Source organism: Bifidobacterium sp. ESL1118, from assembly GCF_058505595.1.
The window spans coordinates 1,479,710-1,505,630 of the sequence record NZ_CP196371.1 but is presented as its reverse complement, the minus strand read 5'-3'; the positions used below and the strand labels follow the sequence as shown (position 1 = coordinate 1,505,630).

Below are 25,921 nucleotides of genomic sequence, written 5' to 3'. Positions count from 1 at the left end.
CGTGTTCGAGGAGAACGCGGCGGGGGATCACATGTCTGGTTGTTTGTGGGTCAGGGCCGTCTGTTTGTGGTCTTCCGGCGGAGCGCCAGGAGCGTGATGCCGGAGATTGCGAGCAGCGCCAGCGTGCACAGCGGCGCGAGCGTGTTCGAGCCGGTGTCACTCAGGGCTCCGTTGGCCTTGGGTGTGGCGCCGGTCGGCGCGTTGGAGAGCGCCGCGGGCTTGCCGCCCGGGGTCGTCGTGGATGCCGGGGCGCCCGGTGCCGCCGGGTGGCCCGGGGTGCCTGGGGCGGGCTGCCGTTGGCTCCACTGGGCGTAGAGCGTCAGGTCGCTGTCCGGCATGGTGAGGTTCGCCTTGTCGGGGTATGCGGTGCCGGTGCCGTCGGCCTTGGTGTTCCAGCCGGTGAAGTCGTAGCCGGCGCGGACGAGTGAGTTGGCGGGCAGGGTGATGCCGTCGCCGGCGAGCTGGCCGGTCATGTCGGGCATGGTGCCGGTGCCGTTGTTGGCGTCGAAGCGCACGGTGTGGGGTGCCTCCCTGGTCCAGACCGCGTTCAGGGTCACGTCATGGTCGGGCATGGTGTAGGTGGCGGCGCGAGTGGTGGGGCAGGTGCTTCCGGTGCTCCAGCAGGCGAAGCGTTCGCCTCTGGGTGTCGAGAACGCCGAGGCGCTTGGCAGAGTGACGATGTCGCCCTCGTCGTGCTTGGCGTTACCGTCCATCGTTGCGGTGAATCCGTTGATTCTGAACCGTAGGATATAACCTGTGTGGCTGTTTTTTGCCCATTCCGCGGTCAAGGTCACGTTATGTGAGACGTTGTAGGTGTCGCCCGGATTATACGTCGAGGTGCCATCTGTCCAGTCCTTGAAGTGGCTGTCCGAAGGTGCCGTGAATGTGTTGTTCGGCAGCGTGACTGTACTGTTCAGCCGCAGGTTGCTCATGGCGCTCATGGTTCCGGTGCCCTGGCCGGCGGCGAAACGAACGGTGTAGGCGTCGCTACTCCACATGGCCAGGGATACGACGTTGTGCGCGGGCATGGTGTAGGTTCTGCCCGCCTGATACACCGTGCTCCCGATGAGCCATCCCTGGAAGTGCATGCCAGCGGGCGCGGTGAATGAGGGGCTGGGCAGGGTGATTTGATCTTGGTAGTGCTGGCCGGTCATGTCGGTCATGGTGCCGGTGCCGTTGTTGGCGTCGAAATGCACGGTGTAGTCGATGCTGGTCCAGGCCGCGTTCAGGGTCACGTCGTGGTTGGGCATGGTGTAGGTGTCGCCCGCCTGATAGACAGTGTTCCCGTCCTTCCATCCGGCGAACTGCTTGCCGGTGGGCGCGGTCATGCCGGTGGGTGCGGGCAGGGTTGGCTTGTCACCTTCGTGCAGCCTGCCGATGGGGTTCACGCTGCCGGTGCCCTGGCCGGCTGTGAAGCTCAGCGTGTATCGGGGTGCGGAGCGGTATTCGGTTGTCTCGGTCCTGGGTGTCTTGCTGGCGTCGAAGATGTCCTGGAACGGCCCCGACCATGTTCCCGTCCAGTTGCCGGATTGGTCGACCGTCCGCCAGTCGAGGTTCGTATCGCCGGCGGTGCCGACGGCGTTGAACGGGGCCACGCGGGTGTCTGCCCCGACGGTGATGTCGTTGAGCTTGAGGGTGTCGTCGAACATGCCGCGCATGTCGGTGACCTTGCCGGTGTCGAAGCCGCCGATGTCGAGGCTGGTCAGGGCGCGGTCAGAGGCGAACATGCCGTTCATGTCGGTGACGTTGCCGGTGTCGAAGCCGCCGATGTCGAGGCTGGTCAGGGCGTAATCGAAGCTGAACATGTTGTTCATGTCGGTTACCTTGCCGGTGTCGAAGGTGGTGCCGAAGGTGATGTCGGTCAGCTTGCTGTCTCCGTTGAACATGCTGTGCATGTCAGTGACGTTGCCGGTGTTCAGGCCGGTGAGGTTGAGGCTGGTCAGCTTGCTGTCTCCGTTGAACATGCTGTGCATGTCGGTGACCTTGCCGGTGTTCAGGCCGGTGAGGTTGAGGCTGGTGAGAGCGTAATCGAAGCTGAACATGTTGTTCATGTCGGTGACGTTGCCGGTGTTCAGGCCGGTGAGGTTGAGGCTGGTCAGGGCGCTGTCGCCGTTGAACATACTGTTCATGTCGGTTACCTTGCCGGTGTCGAAGGTGGTGCCGAAGGTGATGTCGGCCAGCTTGCTGTCGCCGTTGAACATGCTGTGCATGTCGGTGACGTTGCCGGTGTTCAGGCCGGTGAGGTTGAGGCTGGTCAGCTTGCTGTCGCCGTTGAACATGCTGTGCATGTCGGTGACGTTGTGGGTGTCGAGGCCGGTGAGGTTGAGGCTGGTGAGAGCGTAATCGAAGCTGAACATGTTGTTCATGTCGGTGACGTTGCCGGTGTTCAGGCCGGTGAGGTTGAGGCTGGTCAGCTTGCTGTCTCCGTTGAACATGCTGTTCATGTCGGTGACGTTGTGGGTGTCGAGGCCGGTGAGGTTGAGGCTGGTGAGAGCGTAATCGAAGCTGAACATGCTGTTCATGTCGGTGACGTTGCCGGTGTCGAAGGTGGTGCCGAAGGTGATGTCGGTCAGGTTGCCGTCATCACCGAACATGTCAACCATGTCGGTGACGTTGCCGGTGTTCAGGCCGGTGAGGTCGAGGCTGGTGAGGCTGGTGTCTCTATGGAACATGCTGTTTGTGCTGGTGGGCTTGACGTTGGCGAAGTTGGTCAGGTCGACGGTCTTCAGGGCGGACAGATCTTCGAAAAGACTGTTGAAGTCCACTGATATGGCCGGCAGAGGGCTGTCCGCCACGAATTTGGTGACATCGCTGGGGAATCCTGAGGCATCGACTATGGCATCGGAGAACGATGATGGTCTGTTGGAGGTGATGGACTGCAGGTTGGTGGCGTGCAGCACGCATTCGTCGCCGTCCTGGGAGATGTGCCAGGTGAACCCGAAATGTTTATTTGGGGTGCCGCTGACCTGGGTGCAGGTGGCCGCCCGCGTCCCGATGATGCCCGGCCTGGCCTGCGGGATGGCCGGCTGTTGCGGAACTGTAGATTGTTGCAGTTTGGTCACCTGCTGTGGGATGGCCGGCTGCTGTGGCTTGGCCGGCTGACCTTGGGTGGTCGCTGGTGCGGGGTCGCCTCCGATGGTCTCGGCGCTGGCAACGCCTGTCGATGCCAGCGGTATGCCGAGCAGCATCGCCAGCGATGCGACGATGCTCGCTATCGTTCTGGTGCAATTGTGACGTTTGTGTGGATGGTGTAGGTTACGAACCTTCATGGATGTCTCCTCGTGCTTTCTGTCATTGTGTCATTTCAAGCACATCATAAATTTTGTAACAAATACGAAGTGTAACACTTTATTTATACAATTTGACGCCCAGTGTCATTGCGTTTTACGTCTATGCTCGCACATGATGCTAATACCTGTAAGAATGATAGATACTCAACGGTTTTAGTACAGAAGACGTTGGCGTATTTCACGTTTGCCTCTGTATCGTTTTCATTTTACGTATATTTGATATCAGCATCTGACCTTTTTACTTGTATGAACAGCACCGGCGCGTGGATCGGGTTGTGTGATGTCGTGTGCATGCATCATCCGTGCCCAGTTCCTTAACAAGGTCTTCGACGCGTTCGAGTCCGGCGAGGCCAAGGTCTCGCTCATGTTCGCCCGTACTTCAAGGAGACGATCGACAGGTCTTAGGCCACTTGGCACTGTGTGGTGGCTAAGGCCGCCGAAGTCGGCATCCCGACGCCGGTGTCCTCCACACCCTGTGGGTCAGGGAAGGCAGTCCCGAGGTCAAACAATCCTGAACAATAGGGCAATAGGGTAGATCGACAGGTCGTCGGAATTTGGTGTTGGCCGGGTCTGCTTTGTAAGCAAAGGTCGGATATGGAGTTCCATATCCGACCTTTTGTGTTCATTCCTTCCAGAACCCTCGAATGTGACCGTCCTCGAGGCTGTGCAGCAGCCTGGTATAGATACGTCGCATGGTCTCTTCGATGGCGATCAACGTGGTTTCATTGAGATCGTCGATGTTGATGAGTCGAATCATCGCCACCATGCCACCGATGATGAACTCGATGGTGGTCCTGGTCTCGGTGTCGCCGTCCTTGATGTCGATGCTGAGGGCTGTGACAAGCCGGAGGCCGAGAAAGGCCCGAAGTGCTGCCATGAGGCGGGGCGTGCTGTGGGGCCCGGCGAGCAGTGTGATGCGTTTGAGCCGGTTGTACATGGTCGGATTCTGCGGTGAGGTGGCGAGCGCGATTGTTGCCCCGGCGATTGGCTCTCCCAGCAGCTCGTCGGCGAGTTCGATGGCCTCGCTCCTGTTGACCTCATGCTCGATGGCTGAGTCCGCCAGGTCCTGCAGATTGGTGAAATAATAGTAGAAGGCGGTTTTGCTGACACTGGCTTTGGCGAGGATGTCCTTGAGCTTGATCTCGTTGTATGGCCGTTGTTCAATCAGTGCCCAGAACGCCTCTTCCATATCGTCGCGCGCACTCCCATGTTTGGGACGTGACGTGCATTGGCGAGGTGCGGCATGGGCTTCCTTTCTGTGGGTTTCTCTACGGCGGTTGCATGGCCTCCGCCATCCCATTGTAGGCTATGGTAATGGTGCCAGTTGCGGCCTTTCCCGTTGGTATGCATCCGGTTTTGCGTCAGCGGCGGTTCGGGCATTGTTCGCGGGAGGGAACTGGACGCATTGCCAATGGGTTACGGCTTGCTCGGCTTCGTCTTATGGAGAAATACCAGTGATCCGACTCATTTCCAGAATGGCAGAATTTCAGGATTTTGCATCATTATTTTCGGGTTTTAGTACTTTTTGGGCATTTGGTCAATTGCCGTCGTATTTTCTTTTCCCTACAGTCGCTCTCGTATTGAATCACGGCCTCCGATCGTGGTCGCTTTATGTAAAGGAACACTATGTCAAAACCGAAAAGACGCATCATCGCGCAGAAACTCATGCCGTTTATCTTCATCGTCGTCATGGCGTGCGGCATGGCGCTGATTTTCTACCCGATGCTGCACACGAAGATGGAGGGTATGCCAGTGGGCATCGTCTCCTACGACCAGGGCGTCCAGACACCCGCCGCCAAGGTCAATGCCGGCGATCAGATGGTGGGCAAGCTAGTCGACAGCGGTAAGAAGGACAATGCCGCGATGGTCTGGACCAAGTTGGGTGGCAAATCCGATGTCAAGAAGGCGCTCAACAACCGTGATGACTATGCCATCGTCACCATTCCCAAAGATTTCGCCGCCAAGACGCTGACTGCCAAGCAGACGCAGGCAGTAGCCCCGGCTGGTGCCCGGGCTTCAACGCAGGCCGGAGCGCCGACTACCGGCCAAGCTCAGGCTGGTGTGGCCCCCTCAGGCGTTGCCGGAATCTAGGGCGCGGCGACGGGTGGAGTCCCGGGATCCGCCGCCAAACAGACTGCTGTAGTGCAGCCGGTGATCGACATCACCATCGACAACGGCAAGAGTCCGATGGTCGCCACGTCGCTCAAGACCGCGCTGCCGACCGCCCTTGAAAAGACCGGGGCCAAGATCAAGGTCACCACGCTCAACCGAGGCAGTGCCGACCTCAGCGCTTCGCCCACGGCCGTCACACTTGGACAGACCTCGGCGATCATCCCCACGTTCGTCTTCTCCATGATCGGCGGTATGTTCATCGCCCGGGCGAACTCCAAGAAGCGCTACGACAGCCAAGGTGATAAATGGGGGACCATGTTCAAGCAGCTTGGTTGGGCGGTGCTTACTTCGCTGTTCGTCGGTGCCGCGGTGGATGCAATCCATCGTGTGCTCATGCATGAATGGCTGCCATCCGCATCGTTCCTGTTCCTCTGGCTCTCGAGCTTCGCCGTCATGACCATAGTGATGTCGCTGAGCAATGTCGTGGTCTTCCTGGGGCAGATACTGGGGATGGTGGTCATGTTCCTGGGCATCAGCTCGGCCATTCTCGCCCCTGAGATGCTGCCCAGCTTCTGGCGCAACTACATCTACCCGTGGGTGCCGCATCACTACATTGGGCTCGGCTTCCGCAACACCTACTTCTACTGTGACGGACTGTGGAACTCGGCCACGGGCCCGATGTTGATTACCTTGGCTGTGGGGTTGATCGCCTTTGTTCCGGTAGGCCTTCTGAAGGACCGCCACCCCTCGGTGCAGCCTGTCGATGCCGAGATGCGTGTGGCCTGATTCCGGTTTTCGCACTCGCTTTATATGGTAAACTTGCGGAATTTTGTTCAGCGGGTGCTTTTTCTTTGCAATTTTTCTGATTCGAAATCTGGAATGGCGGAATTCCGCCATTCTGGAATTTGCTCATTGAAGGGTTGCTGAGAAAAGTGCCCACTGAACGTTTCTGCTATCGGTCGTTGTTGGTTTGGTGTTGCCTGAACACAAGGTGTTTGAATTTTTGAGCCGATGATTGTGGTTTCGCAAGTATTGTGAAACCGTTGCGGAAATAGTTGCAAATCTGTATACTCAATATGATTAAGAGTGCATCGTTTTCGGCATATCGCACAATATTGTGTTATAGGCACTTGAACAGACTAGACTGAGTTGTTATGACAGAACAACATTGGGTGAATCCTCTGCGTGACCCACGCGACCTGCGCATGCCGCGCATTGCCGGCCCCTGCAGCGTGGTGATTTTCGGCGTCACGGGTGACCTTTCGAAAAAGAAACTATTGCCAGCCATCTATGACCTGGCCAACCGTGGCTTGCTTTCTTCAAGCTTCGGGCTGACAGGTTTCGGTCGGCGCGATTGGAGCAACGAGCGGTTCGCGGCCTTTGTCAAGGAACAGGTTCAGGCTCACTGCCGTACACCCTTCCGCCAGTCCACGTGGGAGAACCTCGCCAAGGGCATCCGCTTCGTGCAAGGAACGTTTGACGACCGTGAGGCATTCGAGCGGCTGAGCCAGACGGTGGCTGAGCTCGACCGCAGCCGTGGCACCCGTGGCAACCACGCCTTCTACATGTCCGTGCCTCCGAGCGCTTTCCCGCTGGTCTCGAAGCAATTGGCGGACTCTGGTTTGGCGAAATCGACCGATGGCGCCTGGCGCAGGGTCATCATCGAGAAGCCGTTCGGCCACGATCTTCAGAGCGCCAAGGAGCTCGACCGTGTGGTCTCCGAGGTCTTCGACCCGAGCTCCGTCTTCCGCATCGATCATTACTTGGGCAAGGAGACGGTGCAGAACCTGTTGGCGTTGCGCTTCGCCAATTCAATCTATGAGCCCATTTGGAACTCAAACTATGTGGACCACGTGCAGATCACCATGGCCGAGGACATGGGCATCGGCGGTCGCGCCGGTTACTACGACGGCATCGGCGCTGCCCGTGATGTCATCCAGAACCATCTGCTCCAGCTCATGGCTCTGACCGCCATGGAGGAGCCGGTGAGCTTTGCCGCCTCCGACTTGACCGCCGAGAAGAAAAAGGTGCTCTCCGCGGTGCGACTGCCCAAAGACCTTGGTGCGCACACCGCCCGCGGCCAGTATTCCGCCGGATGGCAGGGTTCCGAGAAGGTGGCGGGTTACCTCGATGAAAAGGGCATCGATAAGTCCAGCACTACGGAGACCTATGCGGCCATTCGCCTCGACGTGGATACGCGCCGTTGGGCTGGGGTGCCGTTCTACCTGCGTACCGGCAAGAGGCTGGGCAAGCGCGTCACCGAGATTGCCGTGGTCTTCAAACGGGCGCCGCATCTGCCGTTCGAGCAGACTGCGGTGCGCGAGCTTGGCAACAACGCCATCGTCATCCGCGTGCAGCCCGACGAGGGAGTGACCATTCGCTTCGGAGCCAAGGTTCCTGGTGGTTCCGCCATGGAGGTGCGTGACGTCTCCATGGACTTCAGCTACGGCCGCTCGTTTACGGAGAACTCGCCAGAGGCTTACGAACGTTTGATTCTTGACGTGTTGCTCGGCGATCCGCCGCTGTTCCCGACCACTGACGAGGTGAATCTGAGTTGGAAGATCCTCGATCCGATTGAGGAATATTGGAGCACGCTTGGCCAGCCGCAGCCTTATCGTTCCGGCACATGGGGGCCAAAGGAAGCCGATGAAATGCTGGAGCGCGATGGACGCCATTGGAGGATGCCATGATTATCGAAATGCCGAATACCAAGACGAGCGCCATCGCCCGCAAAGTGGCCGAATTGCATGAGCAACGTGGCGAGGCCGGCAATGACCGCGTGCTCACGCTCATCATCTCCACCGAGGAGAGTGAGCTTGAGTGTGCGTTGGAAGTGGCCAATGCTGTGAGCCGTGAGCACCCATGCCGTGTGATTGCCGTGGTGCCGCGCTCAGAGAGTGGCAGCGTTCCCGGAGAGGCTGGCTCTGCGTCCGAACCTACCGTGGAAGGTGTTGGTGTTGCTGGCGGCACTGGAGTCGGAGCCGCAGTTGCAGCCAATGGCACAGTTGAATCCGTGTTCGTTGGCTTGAATGACAAGCCCGAATGCGTCTCAGTGGACTATCCGAAGGACTCTGCTTCAGGTGTGGTGGATGGCACTGATTTGGATGCCCAGGTACGGTTCGGTGCCGATGCCGGCGCGGGTGAGGTCATCATCCTGCGCCCGAGCGCCGAGTTGATGGGCCATGCGGACACGTTGGTCATCCCGCTGTTGGTGCCGGATATTCCTGTGGTCACTTGGTGGCCCACGAATCCTCCGACCGATCCCTCTTCCGATCCGTTGGGGGCCATGTCGGTGCGTCGTATCACTGATGCCTTGCGTTCCGACGATCCGAATGCCACCATCAATGCCCTGCGTGCCAACTGGAGCCCCAAGGACATTGACCTTTCGTGGACGCGTCTTACGGTTTGGCGTGCCATGCTCGCCAGCATGATTGACCAGCCGCCGCATCTGCCGGTCACCGCTGTGAAGGTGACTGGTCAGGCGAACTACCTGCCGCTTGACATGCTCGCCTCCTGGCTTGGCCTGTGCTTTGACGTGAAAGTGGATGTTGAGACGAGTGCCGACGCGGATGCGCTGACCGGGGTCTATTTCACCCGTGAAGATGGTGTGGTTTCACTGACAAGACCGAATGGTGCCATCGGTAGCATCAGCCAGCCCGGTCAGGCTCCGCAGCCGATGTCCATGCCGTTGCGCACTTTGGAGGATTGCTTGGCCGAAGAGCTGCGCCGCACGGATCCCGATGAGATCTACGCTCAGGTGGTGCGCGAGGGGTAGAGGCGCTGAGCCGCGCCTACGGGTCTGCTGAGATTTGCCGGCATGGTGGTCTCTGCTTTCACTAAGTGCCATCCCTTGTATGCATGGTTGTGATTCATGTGCCGCCGTTGTTGCTGAACATTATGGATGTTTTGATTGCAACGGCGGCATGTTGCGCTTTCATCGGCTTGTGGTTTCGGTTCTTGTCCTTGCCCTGACTGTGGGAGTGTCGATGCTGTTGATGTCCTGAACGCCGTTGCCTTGCGGCTTCGCCCCGCTTGCCAAGCGTGTCGTGGATCATGTCTCTATAGTGTTCGGGTCGTATAGTGCAAAGTGAAACTGAATTTAAGGAGAGCAGGAGGAAACAGCATGAGTGAGCGCACTCTCAAGGTTTACGATGATGCGGATACGATGACCAAAGAGGTTGGTCATCTCACCTTGCAGGCAATAGCAGATGGCCTTGCTGAACGTAGTAACGCCACTGGAAATGCCAAGCGGTATGATGTGGGTCTGACCGGTGGCTCGGATTCCATTGCGTCGCTCAAGGCGATGGCCTCCGATCCGTTGGTGGATTCCATCGACTGGAATCTGGTACATTTCTGGTGGGGCGACGAGCGGTTTGTGGCAGCTACTGACCCCGACCGCAACGCTCTGCAGGCTCGTAAGGCATTTCTCGGCGACTTGGTGGAACGCGGACTGCTGCCGGAGGGCAACATCCACGAGATGGATCCGGATGAGCGCGACCCCGAACGCGTGGCCGCAGCCAGCGACGGGCAGAATGACATGCTGCTGCTTGGCGCGGCTTCCAATTATATGCGCGAGATGATCTATCAGCTTGCCGGTGAGGTCGGCAGCGCGGTCCCGATCAATGCCTATGCGGCATCGGACGAGGCCGGGCTGGAGCCGCTTTCCCCCGAGGAGGCGCTCGCCACAGTCAAGCCGCTCGATCTGTTGATTTTGGGCATGGGTCCTGATGGCCATTTCGGCTCACTGTTCCCGACGCCAGCACACCATGAGATTGAGGTCGATGACCGTATGGTGGTCGGTGTCTCGCATTCGCCGAAGATGCCGCCGCTGCGCATCTCGATGACCGCCCCGTTCATGGCACGTTCCACCCGCACGTGGATGATGACCAAGGGCGATGGGAAGGCCGCCGCCACCGCTGGGGTGTTCGAGCGCCGCAACGATCCCAAGTTCCCGGCAAGTTATGCCGATGGTACTAAAGAATTCGTGTGGTTCACCACACCGGATACCCTGGCGAAGATGAATAAGTAGTATCTGGACGTGTTTCGTTGATTTTAGTGCTTTTAGCCGATGATTGTCGGATTAATGGCGTTTAAGACAAAGACCATGACGCATCACCTCAAACGGTGTGTCATGGTCTTTGTCTTAGACGTTAGATGGGGCTTTGCAAGTTCAGCCGCGAACGTTGTAGTCTGCAGCAAGCTCGTTCATGGCATGGAGAAGTTTGTAATAATAGATGAATGGTCCCACGATGATCAGTGAGCCGAGCACGCACCAAAGCCAATAGGTAGCCGCATCGATCTCAAGTGGATGCCCACGGCGTTGCAGTTCATTGCCGATTCGTTGCGATATGCGGTGATACCATACCAAGTTGCCGATGCCAAGGGTGAGCCAGCCCACAAGGAAGAACAGAAGGCAATAATTCATGGTCTTCTTGCCATCATAGCGACTGGCAATGGTGTTGATGGCTTCCGATATCCCCGTCATGACGACGATGTCGTAGATGCCAAGAGTGATGATGCCAAGGAAAATGTATTTCATCAGGCTGCGGTTGGTTTTGATTTGCCCGACAGGGGTTTGTGCAGGCGGCATTTGCTGTGGAGGATAGGCCTGCATCTGTTGTGGGTATTGCGGTTGATACTGAGGCTGTGCATACTGCGGCTGTGGGTTCGGTTGTGAATACTGTGGCTGGCCGTATTCGGGGAGAGACTGATTAGGTTGCTGCTGGTACTGTGGTTGTCCGGTAGGTTGTTGCTGTGGCCCAGGTGCGGGCATAACTCCTGGTAGTGGCACATCCGTGGGCTGTGGTTGATACTGGAATTGTTGACCTTGCGATGGGTCTTGGTTGCTTTCGGTCATCGATTGCTTACCTTCTTTGTCTTCTATTTTGACTGCCGTAGGGAAACATTGGCGGAGAATCAGGCTATGCTGCATTGATGAGCCAAACTCAACGACATTATGCAAATTATATAATAATAGGTTGAAAAGTCTGAACAGCGGTGACCAGACTGTAATCTAAGAAGTCAAAAAGAAGGAATGCAGAACCATTGGCGGTTCTGATGGTCTCCTTCAGGTCTGCATGGCCCAACATATCTGGCAGACCTGAAGGAAGGTACGGAATCGTTTCTGATTTAGAAGTCCCAGTCGTCGTCATCGGTGGCTTCTGCGTTGCCGATGATGTAGGAGGAGCCTGAGCCGGAGAAGAAGTCGTGGTTCTCGTCGGCTGAAGGGGAGAGAGAGGCGATGATCTCGGGGCTCACCTTGGTTTCGGCAGGTGTGAACTTGGCTTCGTAGCCGAGGTTCATCAGCGTCTTATTGGCGTTGTAGCGCACAAACGCCTGTACGTCGTCGAGGAAGTCAAAGCCTTCGTAGACCTGGTTGGAATACTCCACCTCGAGGTTGTAGAGCCTGTCGAGCAGATCGTCAGTAAACTTCTTCAGCATGGCCTTGTCGGCCTCGGTGCGCAGCTCCAAGTGCTTCTGGTATTTGTAGCCACTGTAGTAGCCGTGGATGGCCTTGTCGCGCAGAATGAGCCGGATCATATCCGCAGTGTTCATGAGCTTGGCGCGGCTGGAGTAGTGCAGCGGCAGGTAGAAGCCCGCGTAGAGCAGCAGCGAAGAGAGCATAACGGCCGCGATCTTGCGTTTCAGCGGGTCATCGCTCTGATATTGCTCCATGACGATATGGACGCGCTCCTGCACCAGGTCGTTGCCCACGGCCCAGCGATAGGCCTCGTCGATCTCCTCGGATGAACAGAACGTGGAGAAGATGGAGGAGTAGGAGCGGGCGTGCACACTCTGCATGAAGGCGATGTTCGTGTATATCGCCTGTTCGTGCTCAGTCAGGGCATTGGGAATCTGTACCAGCTCGCCGACGGTGGCCTGAGCGGTGTCGAGTGTGGTGAGTCCTGTGAAAACACGCACGACGGTGCGTTGTTCGTGCTTGGACAGTGAATTCCAGGAAGGGATGTCGTTGCTCAGCGGCACCTTTTCGGGCAACCAGAAGTTGGCGATGAGTCGGTTCCACACCTCGAGGTCCTTGTCGTCCTTGATGTCATTCCAGTTGACAGGGCGAATGCGTCCATTCGGGTTGCTTGCGAACTCGGGCGGGGTGATGGATGCGGCCATCATGGCGTCGTCTGCAAGCTTCACTTCATCGGTCTTAAACTTTTCGGTCATCGCTATCCTTCGGTTATACGGTTCCATAAATCGTGAACAATACCATGTGCCGCATGCCATTCGACGTTGCCTATGCGGTGCAAGTGCAACAGCATTGTCTGACAATATCATTGCACTATATATAGTATGAATCCAAGATCTACATCCTATATATAGTAGAACACAACATGCGTCCCAATCGTATCGACTCGCTGAAGATCAGGTCAGTGTGACAGGATTCACACGAACAATCCTTAGGCGGAAAAACAGATCTTGAAGATCCAGGCGCCCACAATAGCTCCTACAATCGGTGCCACCACAGGAATCCAAGCCTCGCCCCAACGAGAGTCGCCTTTGTGTGGGGTGGGAAGAATCCAATGCAGAAAGCGCGGTACCAGATCCCGTGCAGGGTTGAGTCCTGGGCCTGTCGGGCCACCCAACGATGTAACCAGGCCCCAGACGATGAAACCGACCACGATGGAGGCGGCTCCCAGGTTCTTGGCTCCCCAAGGCAGTTGAAGGCAACATAGGGCTCCGAGCACCAGGATCATGGTGCCGAAGAACTCATTGAGGAAGTAGTTGATCTTCGAGCCTGTGGCATCCGTGGTGCAGTACGTAGCCAGGATGGATTCGGCGCTCTCGGTCTTCATATAATGTGGGTAATAAGCGGCATAGACGATGAGTTGGCCCGCCGCCGCGCCGAGAAGCTGGGCGACGATGTAGGGCATCACTTCGTTCCATGGGAACATGCCGTTGATCGCCTGCCCGATTGTCATGGCGGGGTTGATGTGGGCTCCGGAGACGCCTCCGAACATCAGCACAGGGAACATCACGCCGAAACCGTAGCCCATCGCTATGGTCAGCCAGCCTGATTTGCTGCCCTTCGTGCCTGTAAGTTCAACGTTTGCCACAGCTCCGTTGCCGAATACCATCAGTAGGGCGGTGCCTATGAATTCTGCGGCCAACTTCATTGAAAGTTGATATTCCATGGTGCTTCTCCGTTCTTATTGCAACACTGCTCACACTCATCTTTGAGATAATCGTTCATATTGAACAATACATATTATAAGCCTATGTCAAAGCTTTTATGCATCCGGCGATTTGCGCTCATGCGTGGCGGTCGTACCTCGTAGTGCGTGCACCACGGGGAACTCGATTATGGACGCTGCATCTGGAATACGCATCACAATGGTCGGCTTTGTGAACAACGGGGCATCCTGTTTCGGCGCTTACGCGTAGGGTGAAATGTGGTTCAGGGCCGTAGGGGCGAATTTGCCACTTGAATGGTTGGTTACTAAAGTTGCTTACATGAAGTTTGGTAAGGCTTCGCGCGCCGGTCGGGGTGCGGCGTGATGGAACGGACGATGCGCATGGTGTGGATGGGTATTTGCATTTGATTCGTGCCCACCTTACACATCTTGGTCGTGATGATTGGGTGCAGCGGCGGATGGTGTTCGCCGTCTTGAGTTGGTTATTGGGTTTTTGAGATTGTCCACATGTTGTTGATACGGGATGGTCCATGATTGGTATGGGGGATGGGGCCATGAACTACCATGCGAATGTATTGAGGCGCTCGGCTTGGGGCGTTGTGGTCGCACTCGCTGTGGCAGCCATGGTGTTGCTGCCCTCTGGAGTCGTTGTGACGAAAGCTCAGGATATCGGGTTGGGCGGCGCTTCGGTAGATTTGAGTTCAGCGGCTGTCGCTCGTCAGGAAGGCCACCCGGTCTTGCGGGCGTCCTTCCGCAGGGAGGCCTCCACACATACGGTCTCCTATAATCTGGCAGGTGGCACCATGCCTGATCGGCTGCCCCATGCCCTGACACCATGCCCGGGTGACGGCAAGGACTATTGTGCAACCGTGGCTGATGGGGACTCCGCCACACGCGCCACCGCCACACCTGCAAAAACCGGCTGGTTCTTCGACGGCTGGTACGAGTCCGGCAGTCAGACCCCGTACGACTTCACCGCACCCGTCTACGGCGATGTGGTGCTCACCGCGCATTGGAGCACGTTCGCCTCGTCTTCCGGGTTCAGGGGGCCCATGGCCGGCGGTGGCACCATCAAGGTCACCCCGCCCAACGGCGTCAGGTTCACGAGTGTGCGTGTCGGCAGCGATTCGGCGCTGGCCATCGGCTCGGACGGCAACACATGGGCCTGGGGCTGGAACGCCAACGGAGAATTAGGTGATGGGACCACTGAAAACAGGTCCACGCCGGTCAAGGTCCATATGCCGCAGGGGGTTACTTCCTTTACCGATATCAGCATGGGCAATACCTTCTCTGTGGCACTCGATGCCCGAGGCATCGCTTACGTGTGGGGATATAATGGTTTCAGTTATGGATCCACGCCGGTCAAGATTGATATGCCGTCGGGTGTCACCTTCACCCATATCGCTACCGAGAATGGTGCTGCGCTGGCGCTTGGCAGCGATGGTGCCACCTATGCGTGGGGCGACAACAGCTTGGGCCAGTTGGGGAATCCGAGTGCTGGTGCGTCGAGCGCCACACCGGTCAAGGTGGCGGTGCCGTCCGGAGTCTCCTTCACCGTCATCAGCGCGGGAGCCAACACGGCGTTGGCTAAAGGGTCCGATGGTGCCACCTATGCGTGGGGCGACAACAGCTTGGGCCAGTTGGGGAATCCGAGTGCTGGTGCGTTGAGCGCCACACCGGTCAAGGTGGCTGCCCCCTCCGACGTCTCCTTCACGGGCATCAGCGCGGGAGGGGGAGATTCCTTTGGGCTTGGCAGCGATGGTGCCACCTATGCGTGGGGCGACAACCGCATGGGTCAGCTGGGTGATTCGGATTTCACCGGCCCGCAGAGCGCTGCGCCGGTCAAGGTGACGGTGCCTTCCGGAGTCACCTTCACCAGCCTGAGCGCTGGTGACGAGCACGTCCTGGCCACGGCCGCCGACGGTTCGTCCTATGCGTGGGGAGGTAACAGCCTGGGTGAGCTGGGGAACCCTGCTTTTACCGATGTGAAAAGTGCCGTGCCGGTCAAGGTGGCGGTGCCGTCCCATATCTCCTTCACCCGTGTCTACTCCGAATACCAGTCGTCCGTGGCCATGGGCTCGGACGGCGCCGTCTATGCCTGGGGCCGCAACAAGGTCGGCGAGTTAGGCAACGGCACGAATGATGATGGTGCCGCTGCGCATAGCACGCCTGCCAAGGTTCTTACGCCCACGTACAAGCTGACCGCAGGCACCTTCGGAGATGTGAACGCGGCTTCTCCTGTCTATGACGAGGCAGGAGACGATTGGGAGCTGGCGGTTCCGGCGCATCTATCGGGCGTGGTGCCGGTGTCCATCACGTGGCGGATGGACACGGATCCGACGCCTCAGACGTTTTCCCTGCACGATTACACCTATTATGATTCGGCCCAGCACCACGAGATCAGATTCGATCCTGCAGACGGCACCATGCCGGCAACGTTGCCCCAAGGACTGGCGTTGTGCCCGAGCCCGAATGGTTCCAAAGCCTATTGTGCGAGCATACGGGATGGAGATTCGGTGGCCAAGGTCGTCGCCATGCCATCCAAGAACGGCCAGTTCTTCGACGGCTGGTACGAGAAGGATAAGGAGGCACCGTACGACTTCACCCAGCCGGACACCGTGGATGTGAGTCTTACGGCTCATTGGAGTAAGTTCTCCTCAACTTCCGGTCTTCGGGGTCCGGCCACTGGCGGCGGCACAATGAGCGTGACTCCGCCCCAAGGCGTCAGGTTCTCCAGTGTCAAGACGGGCGCCGACTCGTCGATCGCGCTCGGCAGTGACGGCAACGCCTGGGCCTGGGGGTGGAACAGCAGCGGCCAGCTGGGTGACGGCACGACGAACAATTCGTTCACCCCGGTCAAGGTCAAGGCCCCGGAAGGTGTCACATTCACCGATATCAGTGTGGGCAACTACCACGTCCTTGCGCTCGGCAGTGACGGCAACGTCTATGCGTGGGGACGGAACGACCACGGTCAGCTGGGTGACGGCACGACAATCGATGCGCTCACGCCGGTCCGGGTCGTCGTGCCCACCGGTGTCACATTCACGCACATCAGTGCGAACAATCTGGACAGTCTGGCGCTTGGTGCCGACGGCAACGCCTGGGCCTGGGGATGGAACCATGACGGTGAGCTGGGCGATGGCGGGACAGAGGATAGTTCCACACCTGTCAAGGTCAATATGCCATCGGGTGTTGGCTTCATCCGTGTGAAGATGGGCGTGGATTCGGCGTTGGCGATTGGCACCGACGGCAAGGTCTATGCTTGGGGCAATGGCGATCTTGGTCAGTTGGGCGACGGGTCAAACAAAGCCAGCACAGAGCCAGTTGAGGTCCATACGCCGAACGGTGTCTCGTTCACCTTTGTCGATACGAATAACAATTCCTGTTTCGCGCTTGATGAGGATGGCAAGGTCTATGCTTGGGGCAATGGCCAGCATGGTCAGTTGGGCGACGGTGATGGAGGCGATAAATCCATGCCGGTGGAACTCACCATGCCGGGCAATGCCAAGATCACCCGCATCAGCACGAACGGCGATAGCTTTACGGCCCAGACGCTCGCTCTGGACTCCAACGGCGACGCCTGGGGCTGGGGAAGCAACGGCCAGGGACAGTTGGGCGACGGCTCAAGGGCTGATACCCTGAGGCCGGTCAAGGTGTCGATGCCCGCAGGAGTCACATTCATCGATGTCTATGCCCAGTATCAGTCGTCCTTCGCCATCGGTTCGGATGGCGCCACCTATGCCTGGGGCCGCAATAAGGTCGGCGAGTTGGGCAACGGTGCGGCAAATGACATCGTAGCTACCACGCCGGGCAAGGTGCATAACCCCGTTCCCACTCCGACCGCCAGTGTGTTCGGTGGCACGACCAGCACCGTGGCGCCCGTCAGGGATCCGGACACCGGCAAGTGGACGCTGACCGCGCCCGCCCACACGCCTGGCACCGTACCGGTATCCGTCACCTGGACCATGGGCCGGGGCGGCGATGAGTTGACCTACAATCCACCCGACTACACGTATGATTCGTCGAAGAATGCTTTGCCGTTCACGGGAGGCGTCGGCTTTCTGGGGCTGTTGCTGTGTGTCATCGCGGTGGTGATGCTGGTTCTTGCGTTGGCCTTGCCTCGATACAGGCGTCGTAAGTGCTGATGATGGATGTCGCAGCGATGATGAGGTCGATGCCCTGCACGACGGCATCGTCGATTGCGTTGTCATTGATGGCATGTGGGAATTCTGATTTCTACATCCGAACGATCTAAAAGTCAAGTCTGTTCTTTTGTTTCTTTTTGGTTTAGGCTCATGGTATTGAGTCTGGAACGACGGGTGATGAACCCATGTTGAAGAGCGGAGGACGTCATGCGTGTGCGTGGTGGTCGTTGGCATGATCGCGGTAATGGATCCGTTGCTGGTCTTGGCATGATGAACGGCGCGGATGATTCGTTCAAACGGAATCACAGAGTCCGGCTTGGCGACGCATTGCCGTTGGCCGTCGCCGTGGTGCTGGTTTCGGCTGTTCTATGGTTCGGCACGGTTGCAGTTGCTCATGCCAGCCATGGTATGCGGCCGATTCGTGGCCGCGCCGCATATGCCGTGGTGGATGTCTCGGGTAAGACAGTCCCAGCCTCACCTACTGATTATGATTCCTGGTCGGCTGTTGGACAGAGCGTGGGTGCGCAGCTCGACGGGGCCCTGCGGACCTATCGCGGTGGTGATTGCGCCTTTGCCGCTTCGCAGATTAGCCAGGCTCAGAATGTGACATACGTCGCCAGCAATCTGGTCTCGCAAATCGCTGCTACTTTGGGCACTGAACGGCAAGCACAAGAAAGCCAAGCCTTCCAATCCTTGCAGAATTTGGCTCGCACCCCTGGTCAGGAAACTGAACTCGCCGCTCAAATATCCGCCCTTAAGCAGGATTTGGTGGAGGCTGCCTCTGCCCTTGACGGCAACCCGGCCGTGGCCAAGCCGCGGGCATATGCCAAACAGCGTGAGCAGAAAACGAAGGCCGAACGCAAGAAGCTCCAGAAGGAGAAAAAGACCAAGTTCACCGGCAAGGGCTCTCGCTCCTGGAGTGATGTGGCCAGTGAAATGGACGGCATCCTCGACGATGCCGTCAAGGCCACCAAAGCGGGGGATGCTCGCAAAGGTTCCGACAAAGTGAACGAGGCATACTACCAGTACTACGAAAAACTCGGATTTGAGAAGAACGTCATGAACGCCATCTCCGGTTCCCGCGTCTCACTGGTGGAAAGCACGTTCAAGGACTGCCGCAAGTCGATGATTCAAGGCGAGAGCGTCCAAACCGTGCAGGGGCACGTCACCACATTGAAGGGCATGCTCAATGAGGATGCCAAGAAGCTCGATGGTGGCGCCGAAGAGAACGTTAGCGGATTTACGAAGTTTATCACCAGTTCTATCGGCCAGGCGTTCATCATCCTTGTGCGCGAGGGGCTGGAGGCGCTGCTTGTGGTGGCCGCCATCATCGCCTATCTTGTGAAGTCTGGGAACAAACGGTTCACCAAGTGGATCTATGTGGGTGTGTTGGTCGGTTTGTTGGGCTCTGGGCTCATGGCGGTGCTGTTTGGTGTGCTGTTCAGCGGCAACGGACCTCAGCAGGAGATTATGGAGGGCGTGGTGGCGCTCATCGCCATGGTCATGTTGCTCTATACGAGCAACTGGATGCTCTCCAAATCGAGTGTGGACAAGTGGAACGACTATATCAGGGGCAAAACCGAAAAGACGGTGCAAGGTGTGGCCGCGGCGGATCGGCTGAGGTTCAGCGGCATGGTCTCGCTGGCCATGCTGAGCTTCCTCGCCGTCTTTCGGGAAGGTGCGGAGACGGTGATGTTCTACGAGAGCATCTACTCCATGACCCGGGATTCGCGGGGCATGTGGATCGGCGGCATTGCAGCCGCTGTGGTGCTTGTGGTCATCTTCGCCATTTTCCGCTTGACGTCGGTGCACATTCCGATTCGCCCGTTCTTCGTCATCACGTCGATCCTGATGGCGCTGCTTGTGGTCATCTTCGCCGGCGGCGGTGTGCACTCGCTCATCGAAGGCAACCTCATCGCCGGCACGTACCTGCCAAGCATGCCCACCAGCGATTGGCTCGGGCTTTATCCATACGCTGAAACCATTGCGGCCCAAGTGGTTATGGCCGTTGTGGTGGTGGCGCTCTATGTGGTCTTTGCATTGAGGGAGCACCGTGAAAAACAGCAGGTGAACACCCGTCCCATGAATGTCGCTGACTCGACGAATCCGAGCGACGGTTCAGGTGATATCCATAGCACGGGTGCCGTTGCTGCTGCCGATGCTGTGAATGCCGCTGGCAGCACGGGGGCGGCTGTCTCATGAGATTTTCAGGAAACAAGCAAATCAACCAATCAATCAAAACAGCAAAGGAAGTATCATGAAGCACAACAAACTCACCGGTGCGCTCGCCGTGCTGGCGGCTGCGGCGCTCGCAGTCTCGCTTTCCGCCTGTGGGGGCAACGCATCGTCGCAGGGCGGCAAATCGTCCTCTTCGCAGTCCCAGAGTGCCACGAAGAACGATGCCAAAGGCAACAGCGGAGCCACGGGTGCCAAGTTCGAGGAGATTCCTATCGGCGACGATCAGCAGATCTTCCCACTGAACATCGGTGCGGTGTACTTCCAACCGGTTGATATGTATCCAGAGGGCATGGGCCTTTCCGCTGCGGAGTCGAACCTTCACCTTGAGGCCGACATCCACGCCTTGAAGGACAACAAGCTGGGCTACGGCACAGGTGAGTTCATTCCCAAGCTCACCGTCAAGTACAAGATTCAAGACAAGAACGACCCAAACAACAAGCAGGATGGTACGTTCATGGAGATGAACGCCGATGACGGCCCGCACTATGGCGCCAATTTGAAGCTTGACAAGGCGGGCCAATACAAGCTCAGCTTCATCATCTACAGTCCGCAGACCAACGGTTGGACACTACATGTCGATCCGGATACCGGTGTCAAGGGCCGCTTCTGGACAGAACCGATCACCGCGAACTTCGATTGGGACTACACGGTTCATCAGTGGTGAAAGCACAAGGGGTCGTTCCGTAATTTCCGTTTCGTCGGCTTCCGGAACGGCAATCTGATGAAACGGACGTAATTACAGCAAGAAGTGTCCGTTCAGGCCGATTCTGCGAACAATGTCGGATGAAACGGACGTAGGTAGTGGCTGAACCGCCACGAAACGGTCCGATTCGAATACGAGGTGGAAGGGATCCGCAATGCTGGGTCAATTTGTGCAGGCACTGCCGGGTATGCTTGCGCCGGCACTACTGGTGATGTCGATGAGTGTGCTGCTGACTGTCGGTGAGAGGCGAGACAAGCCGCTGAGCCGTAATTGGCGGTTGGTGGGCCTGGTTGTGGGCCTGTTGGCGGCAATCGTCTTTACGGTGCTGCGATATTTTGTCATCATTGATAGACGCTCTGGCATCAACCTCCCTGTGTTGGTGGTCTGTGTGGTCTGTGACGTCCTGATGATATCCGTTGCCATAGGTGCCCATAGCCTGACTTCCCGATGGCACGAACATCCGTTGCGGCTACACGTGGCCAACGCCATTGCAGCGGTGGGCATCGCCGTAACGACGTTCTTTGCGTTGCAGGATGTCATCATGCAGCTGACCAGCTTCGTTGAGGCGGGGAAGTCCCCATTGACTTCCGACATGCTGATGCGGGCTCTGGGGTGGTTGCTCGGCATCGGCCTGGCGGTGGTGTGCGCTGCGATACTGCGGACCATGCGATTGACGGCATACCGGAAATCTTTCCTTGCGGCTGTGATACTGATGCTGGTGCTGTTGCTCGTGCGTCATTTGGCTCAGTTGCTCTCGCTGTTGATGTCCATGATGCTGGTGGTCTTGCATGGTGGTGCTTTTCGAATGCTCATCATCGTCTCCAACAATGATATGGCGCTGGTGATTGCACAAGTCGCCGTCTTCGTTATTCCAGCGGTGGCTTCGATTGTTGCAGGGTTCAGACAGGATTTCGAGGGTCCGAACCCCGCAGTGCGTCGTGAGCACCGTGCCTTTCGGCGCAAGGCTTTTGCGAGTGGGGCGTGGAGTTTTGTCGTTATGGTCGCTATAGCCCTCGCGTTGACCTTTGGAGTGGCTCAGGCGCATAAGGAACCCATACTTTCACCTCCTGAGCCTTATTCACTCAAGGCGGGCGTGGCTAAGATACCATTCCCGGAAGTCGATGACGGCCATCTGCATCGATTTGCCTACGCGGCCAAGGATGGCACCAAGATGCGCTTCATCATTATCAAGAAAAACGGCGGTGCCTACGGTGTGGGTCTTGATGCCTGTGAGACCTGCGGCGACGCTGGTTACTATGAAAAGGACGGGAAGATCATCTGCAAGCGCTGCGATGTGGAAATGAACGTGGCCACCATCGGATTCAAGGGGGGCTGCAACCCAATACCATTCGAGTACGCCACCAGTCACGGCTACATCACCATTCACACGAGTGCGCTTGACGCGCTTTCCTCTCACTTCAAGGAATAGGCCGAGGGATGGTGATGGTGGCTGTGGCGGCTGCAACGGCGAGGAAGGAATGGAGATGATCATGCATGGCACGCTGGATCAATGAGATTGTTCGAAAGGTGGTGTGGTAATGTTCCTATTGCGAATGGTGTTCCGCTCATTCAGCAGGCAGTTCAAGCGTAGACTGCTCATTGCCATAACGGTGTGCCTCTCGGCAACGGTGTCAGAGGCGATGCTCGGCGTGGTGTTCGATGTGGGAGACAAGGTGAACGCCGAACTTTCCACGTATGGCTCCAATATCATGGTGCAGCCCAAGCAGAACGCCGTGGTCTCCGATTTGTATGGGACGGGGGACAGTGGTTCCGCGAACCAAAGCGATCCCACTGTTTTTCTCAAGGAATCCGATGCGCCGAAAATCAAGACCACATTCTGGGCCTTCAATATCACCGGCTTTGCGCCGCAGCTCAATGTGCATGCCGAACTTGGGAACGCCACCGGCGCCAATGCAAGTCATGACAGTGATGGTGTGACTGCTAGCACAAGTGTGCCGGTGGTTGGCACCTGGTTCAACAAGAGGCTAAGCCTACCCACAGGGGAGAAGACGGTGGCCGGCATCGAAGCCCTGCGGCCTTGGTGGAAGGTGGATGGCATCTGGCCCAAGGACAACAGGCATGAGGCCATCGTAGGCAAGTCGTTGGCGAAGGCCCACAACATTGGCGTGGGTGAAACCATAGTGCTCCGCAAAACCACGGTTTCGGGCCGGCAACGGAGCCTCAAAGTGAAGGTTGCCGGCATCTATGACTCCGGCGACGAGGACTCGGGAAGCATCTACATTCCCTCCAAGCTGGTGCAGAACCTGTCGGATTTGCCGGGCAGTGTCGACAAGATAGAGGTCAAGGCCCTTACCAGTCCTGAGAACGATTTGGCTCGTAAGGCGGCAAAAAACCCAGCCGCGCTTTCTCCTGAAGAATGGGAAACCTGGTACTGCACGGCCTACCCGTCGTCGATCGCCTACCAAATCGAAGAGGTGATTCCAGGGGCCGTGGCCAAGCAGGTGCGTCAGGTTTCGGCGCTGCAGGGCGATGTGCTCAATAAGACCACGGCTGTGATGATTCTGATGACGGCTCTGAGCCTTATTGCAGCGGCGGTTGCTGTGGCCAATCTCATGGCATCCTCCATCAGCGAACGCAGTTCTGAGTTGGCGCTGTTGAAAGCGATAGGTGCCACAGACGGGGCGGTCTCACGCTTGATGCTGACTGAGACGGCAGTGATCTCGCTCGTTGGGGCGGTTGTGGGTGCGGGGTTCGGCTCGCTGTTGGCCCAAGTGGTGGGCCATAGTGTCTTTGGGTCGGGCATCACCATGCGTCCGATGGTGTTCGTGCTGGTCTTCGTGTTGCTTGCCTTCACGATACTGGTCGCATCGTTCTCGGCCATTCGCTCGATTCTCAATGTGCGCCCCGCGGAGGTGCTTCATGGCAGATAATTATGGGATTGAAGTCAGTGGTGCCGCTGACCGGGGTACTGATGCAGGCAGTGGGCCGCATTCCGCACGAAAGAGCGATGGCGGCCGTACGGGCGCCATCCGTATGGAAGGAGGCCATATGACCAACTTGCGTATGTTCTTCACCATGTTGTTCGGTGCGTTGTTTCGGCGTCGCTCGCGGGCGGTCATGGCCGTCATCGCTTCGGCCGTGGGTGCGGCTACGCTGTTCTGCCTGGTTTCCATCTGTCTGGTGGTGCCGCAGCAGATGACTCAGGACATGCGTTCCTACGGTGCAAATCTCATCGTCACCCCGAGCGAACGTCAGCAACGTCAGCAGTCAAACGGTAAGGCCGATGCGAACTCGGAAGGTGCTCCGGGTGTAGAGGGTTCGAAGAAGGCAGCTGAAGGTTCATCCACTTCGACGCAAGGCATCGGTTCCAATCAGGTTGCAGCGGTCAACGCCAAGGTTCGGCACGTGGCTGAAGCACGGTCTGCGTCGTACCGTTACGAGACCATTCGCATCAACTCCACGCCGTATACCATCGCCAGCATCAACCCCAGTGAGGTGCGTACCCTCAATCGTCACTGGGACGTGGAAGGTAAGTGGCCCACGAACGGCAATCTGATGATTGGCCAGAACCTGGCCAATACGCTCGGCGCCCAGATCGGCACGGTCGTCAAGCTCACCTACAAGACCGGGGACGGGCCCCAGGGCGGTGCCGGCACATGGAGCATGCCCAAGGAGAACAAGGTGGAATTCCGTATCGGAGGTATCGTCTCCACTGGTGGCAGTGAGGACGACATCGTCTACGCCACGTCACACGATCTCGATTCGCTGACGGGCATTCGGCGCGGGGCCGATGTGGTGGAATTCAGCTCAGGTGCTTCGGGCGAGGCATTGACCCGCCTTGTTTCCAGCATCAACGCCGACACAGGGCTTGGGGTTGATGCACAGCAGGTCACCAAAATCACTTCGGCCAACACCCGCATCATCACCATGCTTCGGGCGTTGTTCTGGATTGTCTCCCTGGTGGTGCTGGTGCTGACGTTGGTGGGTGTGGGCACCACCATCTCGTCCATCGTGTCAGGACGGCGCAATGAGGTTGGCTTGAGAAAGGCGCTTGGTGCTTCGTCACGGAGCATAGGGGTCGAATTCTTTGCAGAGTCTGCGCTGTATGGACTGTTCGGAGGGATTTTCGGCACAGCCATTGGCTACGGCTTCGCCCGGTGGCTCAGTGTATCCGTATTCGACAGGGTCATCGGTTTTAGTTGGATACTTGGATTGGGATCCGTGGTTTTCACCATGCTGGTGGCTGTGGTGGCTTCCATTCCGCCAGTGCGGCGCGCCACGCGCATCGATCCTGCTGTGGTGCTGAGCGAGGAGTGACATGATGGGCGACATGAGGAGCGAGGCAATGGGCGACATGATGGTCGACATGAGGAGCGAGGCAATGGGCGACATGAATAAGGAGCAACAAATGTTATTGGAACTTGACCACATCTCCAAGATCTACGGCGACCTTCACGCCGTGGACGACCTGAGCCTTACGGTGCCGGCAGGCCAGTGGCTCGCCATTGTGGGCTCGTCGGGGTCCGGCAAGACCACGTTGATGAATATCATCGGCTGCATGGACTCGCCGTCCAAGGGCTCTGTGGCGCTCGAAGGGCGACGTTTGGAAGATCTCAATGCCACGCAGTTGGCCGATGTGCGCAAGAACGTCATCGGCTTGGTGTTCCAGAAGTTCTATCTGGTGCCGCATCTGACGGCGGTGGAGAACGTAATGGTGTCGCAATATTATCACTCCGTGGTCGATGAAGACGAGGCACTTGAAGCGTTGGATCATGTCGGACTGGCAGACCGTGCCAAACACTTGCCCCGTGAGCTTTCCGGCGGCGAGCAGCAGCGTGTCTGCATCGCACGGGCACTCATCAACCATCCCGAACTTATTCTGGCTGACGAACCAACTGGAAACCTGGACGAGAAGAACGAGAAAATCGTGCTTCAGCTGTTTCGTGAATTGCACGATCAGGGCACCACCATCATTGTGGTGACCCATGACGCACTGGTCGCTTCATGTGCGCAGCGTGAAATCATGCTCAACCACGGCGTGCTCGTAGGTGAAAAATGGAACGACGACGTGGCCCATGCCGATTATGAGGCTGTTGGCGGTAAACCTGCGTTCACAGGGGCCGTGGCCGAAGGCGCCCAAGCGGAAGGTGATGCTCCGATAACGTTTGCAGATCCCACCAAACGGGCGAAAATTGGGGCCTAAGAGAAGCAAATATGGTGCGAATGAGCGATCTTTCGTTCAGAGGGGACTTTTCCGTGGAAAATTCGTAACATTGTTGTGGCTGCCAAATGAAGAGGGCTGAGATTCCAACGTTTTGAATATTGTTG

The 25,921-nt window shown here is 57.6% G+C and carries 17 protein-coding genes and 1 pseudogene; 13 read left to right on the top strand and 5 right to left on the bottom strand.

Features of this window, described 5'->3' with window-relative positions:
* Window positions 1-50: 50 nt before the first annotated feature.
* The gene (locus ACSYSS_RS06030; protein WP_491703141.1) at window positions 51-3,269 is read right to left on the bottom strand and encodes a BspA family leucine-rich repeat surface protein; all 3,219 of its coding nucleotides are present in this window, start codon (window positions 3,267-3,269) and stop codon (window positions 51-53) included.
* A gap of 313 nt (window positions 3,270-3,582) precedes the next feature.
* On the opposite strand from ACSYSS_RS06030, the pseudogene ACSYSS_RS06025 reads away from it, so the two are divergent.
* Window positions 3,583-3,761: pseudogene (locus ACSYSS_RS06025) on the top strand (NADP-dependent phosphogluconate dehydrogenase); the annotation flags it as partial.
* Window positions 3,762-3,912: 151 nt separating this feature from the next.
* Here ACSYSS_RS06025 and ACSYSS_RS06020 read toward each other — a convergent pair.
* A complete protein-coding gene (locus ACSYSS_RS06020) occupies window positions 3,913-4,479 on the bottom strand; it encodes a TetR/AcrR family transcriptional regulator (RefSeq protein WP_491703140.1) in 567 nt (188 codons plus the stop codon).
* Between the two features lie 437 nt (window positions 4,480-4,916).
* Here ACSYSS_RS06020 and ACSYSS_RS06015 point away from each other — a divergent pair, with 437 nt between their 5' ends.
* The 5 genes from ACSYSS_RS06015 to ACSYSS_RS05995 all read left to right on the top strand — a co-directional run bounded on the left by ACSYSS_RS06015 (window position 4,917) and on the right by ACSYSS_RS05995 (window position 10,431).
* Window positions 4,917-5,381 carry an ABC transporter permease gene (locus ACSYSS_RS06015; RefSeq protein ID WP_491703139.1) on the top strand — a complete coding sequence of 155 codons (465 nt, stop codon included), beginning with the start codon at window positions 4,917-4,919 and terminating at the stop codon, window positions 5,379-5,381.
* A 51-nt stretch (window positions 5,382-5,432) separates the two neighbouring features.
* Entirely contained in the window at window positions 5,433-6,188 is a 756-nt protein-coding gene (locus ACSYSS_RS06010) for a hypothetical protein (protein ID WP_491703138.1), read from the top strand.
* A gap of 368 nt (window positions 6,189-6,556) precedes the next feature.
* On the top strand, window positions 6,557-8,092 hold the full coding sequence (zwf, locus tag ACSYSS_RS06005) for a glucose-6-phosphate dehydrogenase (RefSeq protein ID WP_491703137.1): 1,536 nt from the start codon (window positions 6,557-6,559) through the stop codon (window positions 8,090-8,092).
* Window positions 8,089-9,177, top strand: a complete 1,089-nt coding sequence (locus ACSYSS_RS06000) for a glucose-6-phosphate dehydrogenase assembly protein OpcA (RefSeq protein ID WP_491703136.1) — start codon at window positions 8,089-8,091, stop codon at window positions 9,175-9,177. Before zwf ends, ACSYSS_RS06000 begins: the two co-directional genes overlap by 4 nt.
* Window positions 9,178-9,525: 348 nt before the next feature.
* Window positions 9,526-10,431 carry a 6-phosphogluconolactonase gene (locus ACSYSS_RS05995; protein ID WP_491703135.1) on the top strand — a complete coding sequence of 302 codons (906 nt, stop codon included), beginning with the start codon at window positions 9,526-9,528 and terminating at the stop codon, window positions 10,429-10,431.
* Between the two features lie 141 nt (window positions 10,432-10,572).
* On the opposite strand, the gene ACSYSS_RS05990 is transcribed toward ACSYSS_RS05995, so the two are convergent.
* The 3 genes from ACSYSS_RS05990 to ACSYSS_RS05980 form a co-directional block, all read right to left on the bottom strand.
* The gene (locus ACSYSS_RS05990; RefSeq protein WP_491703134.1) at window positions 10,573-11,259 is read right to left on the bottom strand and encodes a DUF4234 domain-containing protein; all 687 of its coding nucleotides are present in this window, start codon (window positions 11,257-11,259) and stop codon (window positions 10,573-10,575) included.
* Between the two features lie 272 nt (window positions 11,260-11,531).
* Window positions 11,532-12,527: a class 1b ribonucleoside-diphosphate reductase subunit beta gene (gene nrdF / locus ACSYSS_RS05985; RefSeq protein ID WP_491704254.1), complete on the bottom strand. Its 996-nt coding sequence runs from the start codon at window positions 12,525-12,527 to the stop codon at window positions 11,532-11,534.
* Window positions 12,528-12,811: 284 nt separating this feature from the next.
* Complete coding sequence (locus ACSYSS_RS05980) at window positions 12,812-13,546, bottom strand: MIP/aquaporin family protein (RefSeq protein ID WP_491703133.1); 735 nt, start codon at window positions 13,544-13,546, stop codon at window positions 12,812-12,814.
* A 530-nt stretch (window positions 13,547-14,076) separates the two neighbouring features.
* On the opposite strand from ACSYSS_RS05980, the gene ACSYSS_RS05975 reads away from it, so the two are divergent.
* The 7 genes from ACSYSS_RS05975 (at window position 14,077) to ACSYSS_RS05945 (ending at window position 25,796) form a co-directional block, all read left to right on the top strand.
* Window positions 14,077-17,691, top strand: a complete 3,615-nt coding sequence (locus tag ACSYSS_RS05975; RefSeq protein WP_491703132.1) for an RCC1 domain-containing protein — start codon at window positions 14,077-14,079, stop codon at window positions 17,689-17,691.
* A 207-nt stretch (window positions 17,692-17,898) separates the two neighbouring features.
* Window positions 17,899-19,893, top strand: a complete 1,995-nt coding sequence (locus tag ACSYSS_RS05970) for an FTR1 family iron permease (RefSeq protein ID WP_491703131.1) — start codon at window positions 17,899-17,901, stop codon at window positions 19,891-19,893.
* Window positions 19,894-19,945: 52 nt separating this feature from the next.
* The gene (locus ACSYSS_RS05965) at window positions 19,946-20,593 is read left to right on the top strand and encodes an iron transporter (protein ID WP_491704253.1); all 648 of its coding nucleotides are present in this window, start codon (window positions 19,946-19,948) and stop codon (window positions 20,591-20,593) included.
* Between the two features lie 193 nt (window positions 20,594-20,786).
* A complete protein-coding gene (locus tag ACSYSS_RS05960) occupies window positions 20,787-22,061 on the top strand; it encodes a Fe-S-containing protein (protein WP_491703130.1) in 1,275 nt (424 codons plus the stop codon).
* Window positions 22,062-22,170: 109 nt separating this feature from the next.
* The gene (locus tag ACSYSS_RS05955; RefSeq protein WP_491703129.1) at window positions 22,171-23,523 is read left to right on the top strand and encodes an ABC transporter permease; all 1,353 of its coding nucleotides are present in this window, start codon (window positions 22,171-22,173) and stop codon (window positions 23,521-23,523) included.
* Between the two features lie 118 nt (window positions 23,524-23,641).
* Window positions 23,642-24,910 carry an ABC transporter permease gene (locus tag ACSYSS_RS05950; RefSeq protein ID WP_491704252.1) on the top strand — a complete coding sequence of 423 codons (1,269 nt, stop codon included), beginning with the start codon at window positions 23,642-23,644 and terminating at the stop codon, window positions 24,908-24,910.
* Window positions 24,911-25,001: 91 nt separating this feature from the next.
* Window positions 25,002-25,796, top strand: coding sequence for an ABC transporter ATP-binding protein (locus ACSYSS_RS05945; protein ID WP_491704251.1), 795 nt, complete (start codon window positions 25,002-25,004; stop codon window positions 25,794-25,796).
* Window positions 25,797-25,921 lie beyond the last annotated feature (125 nt).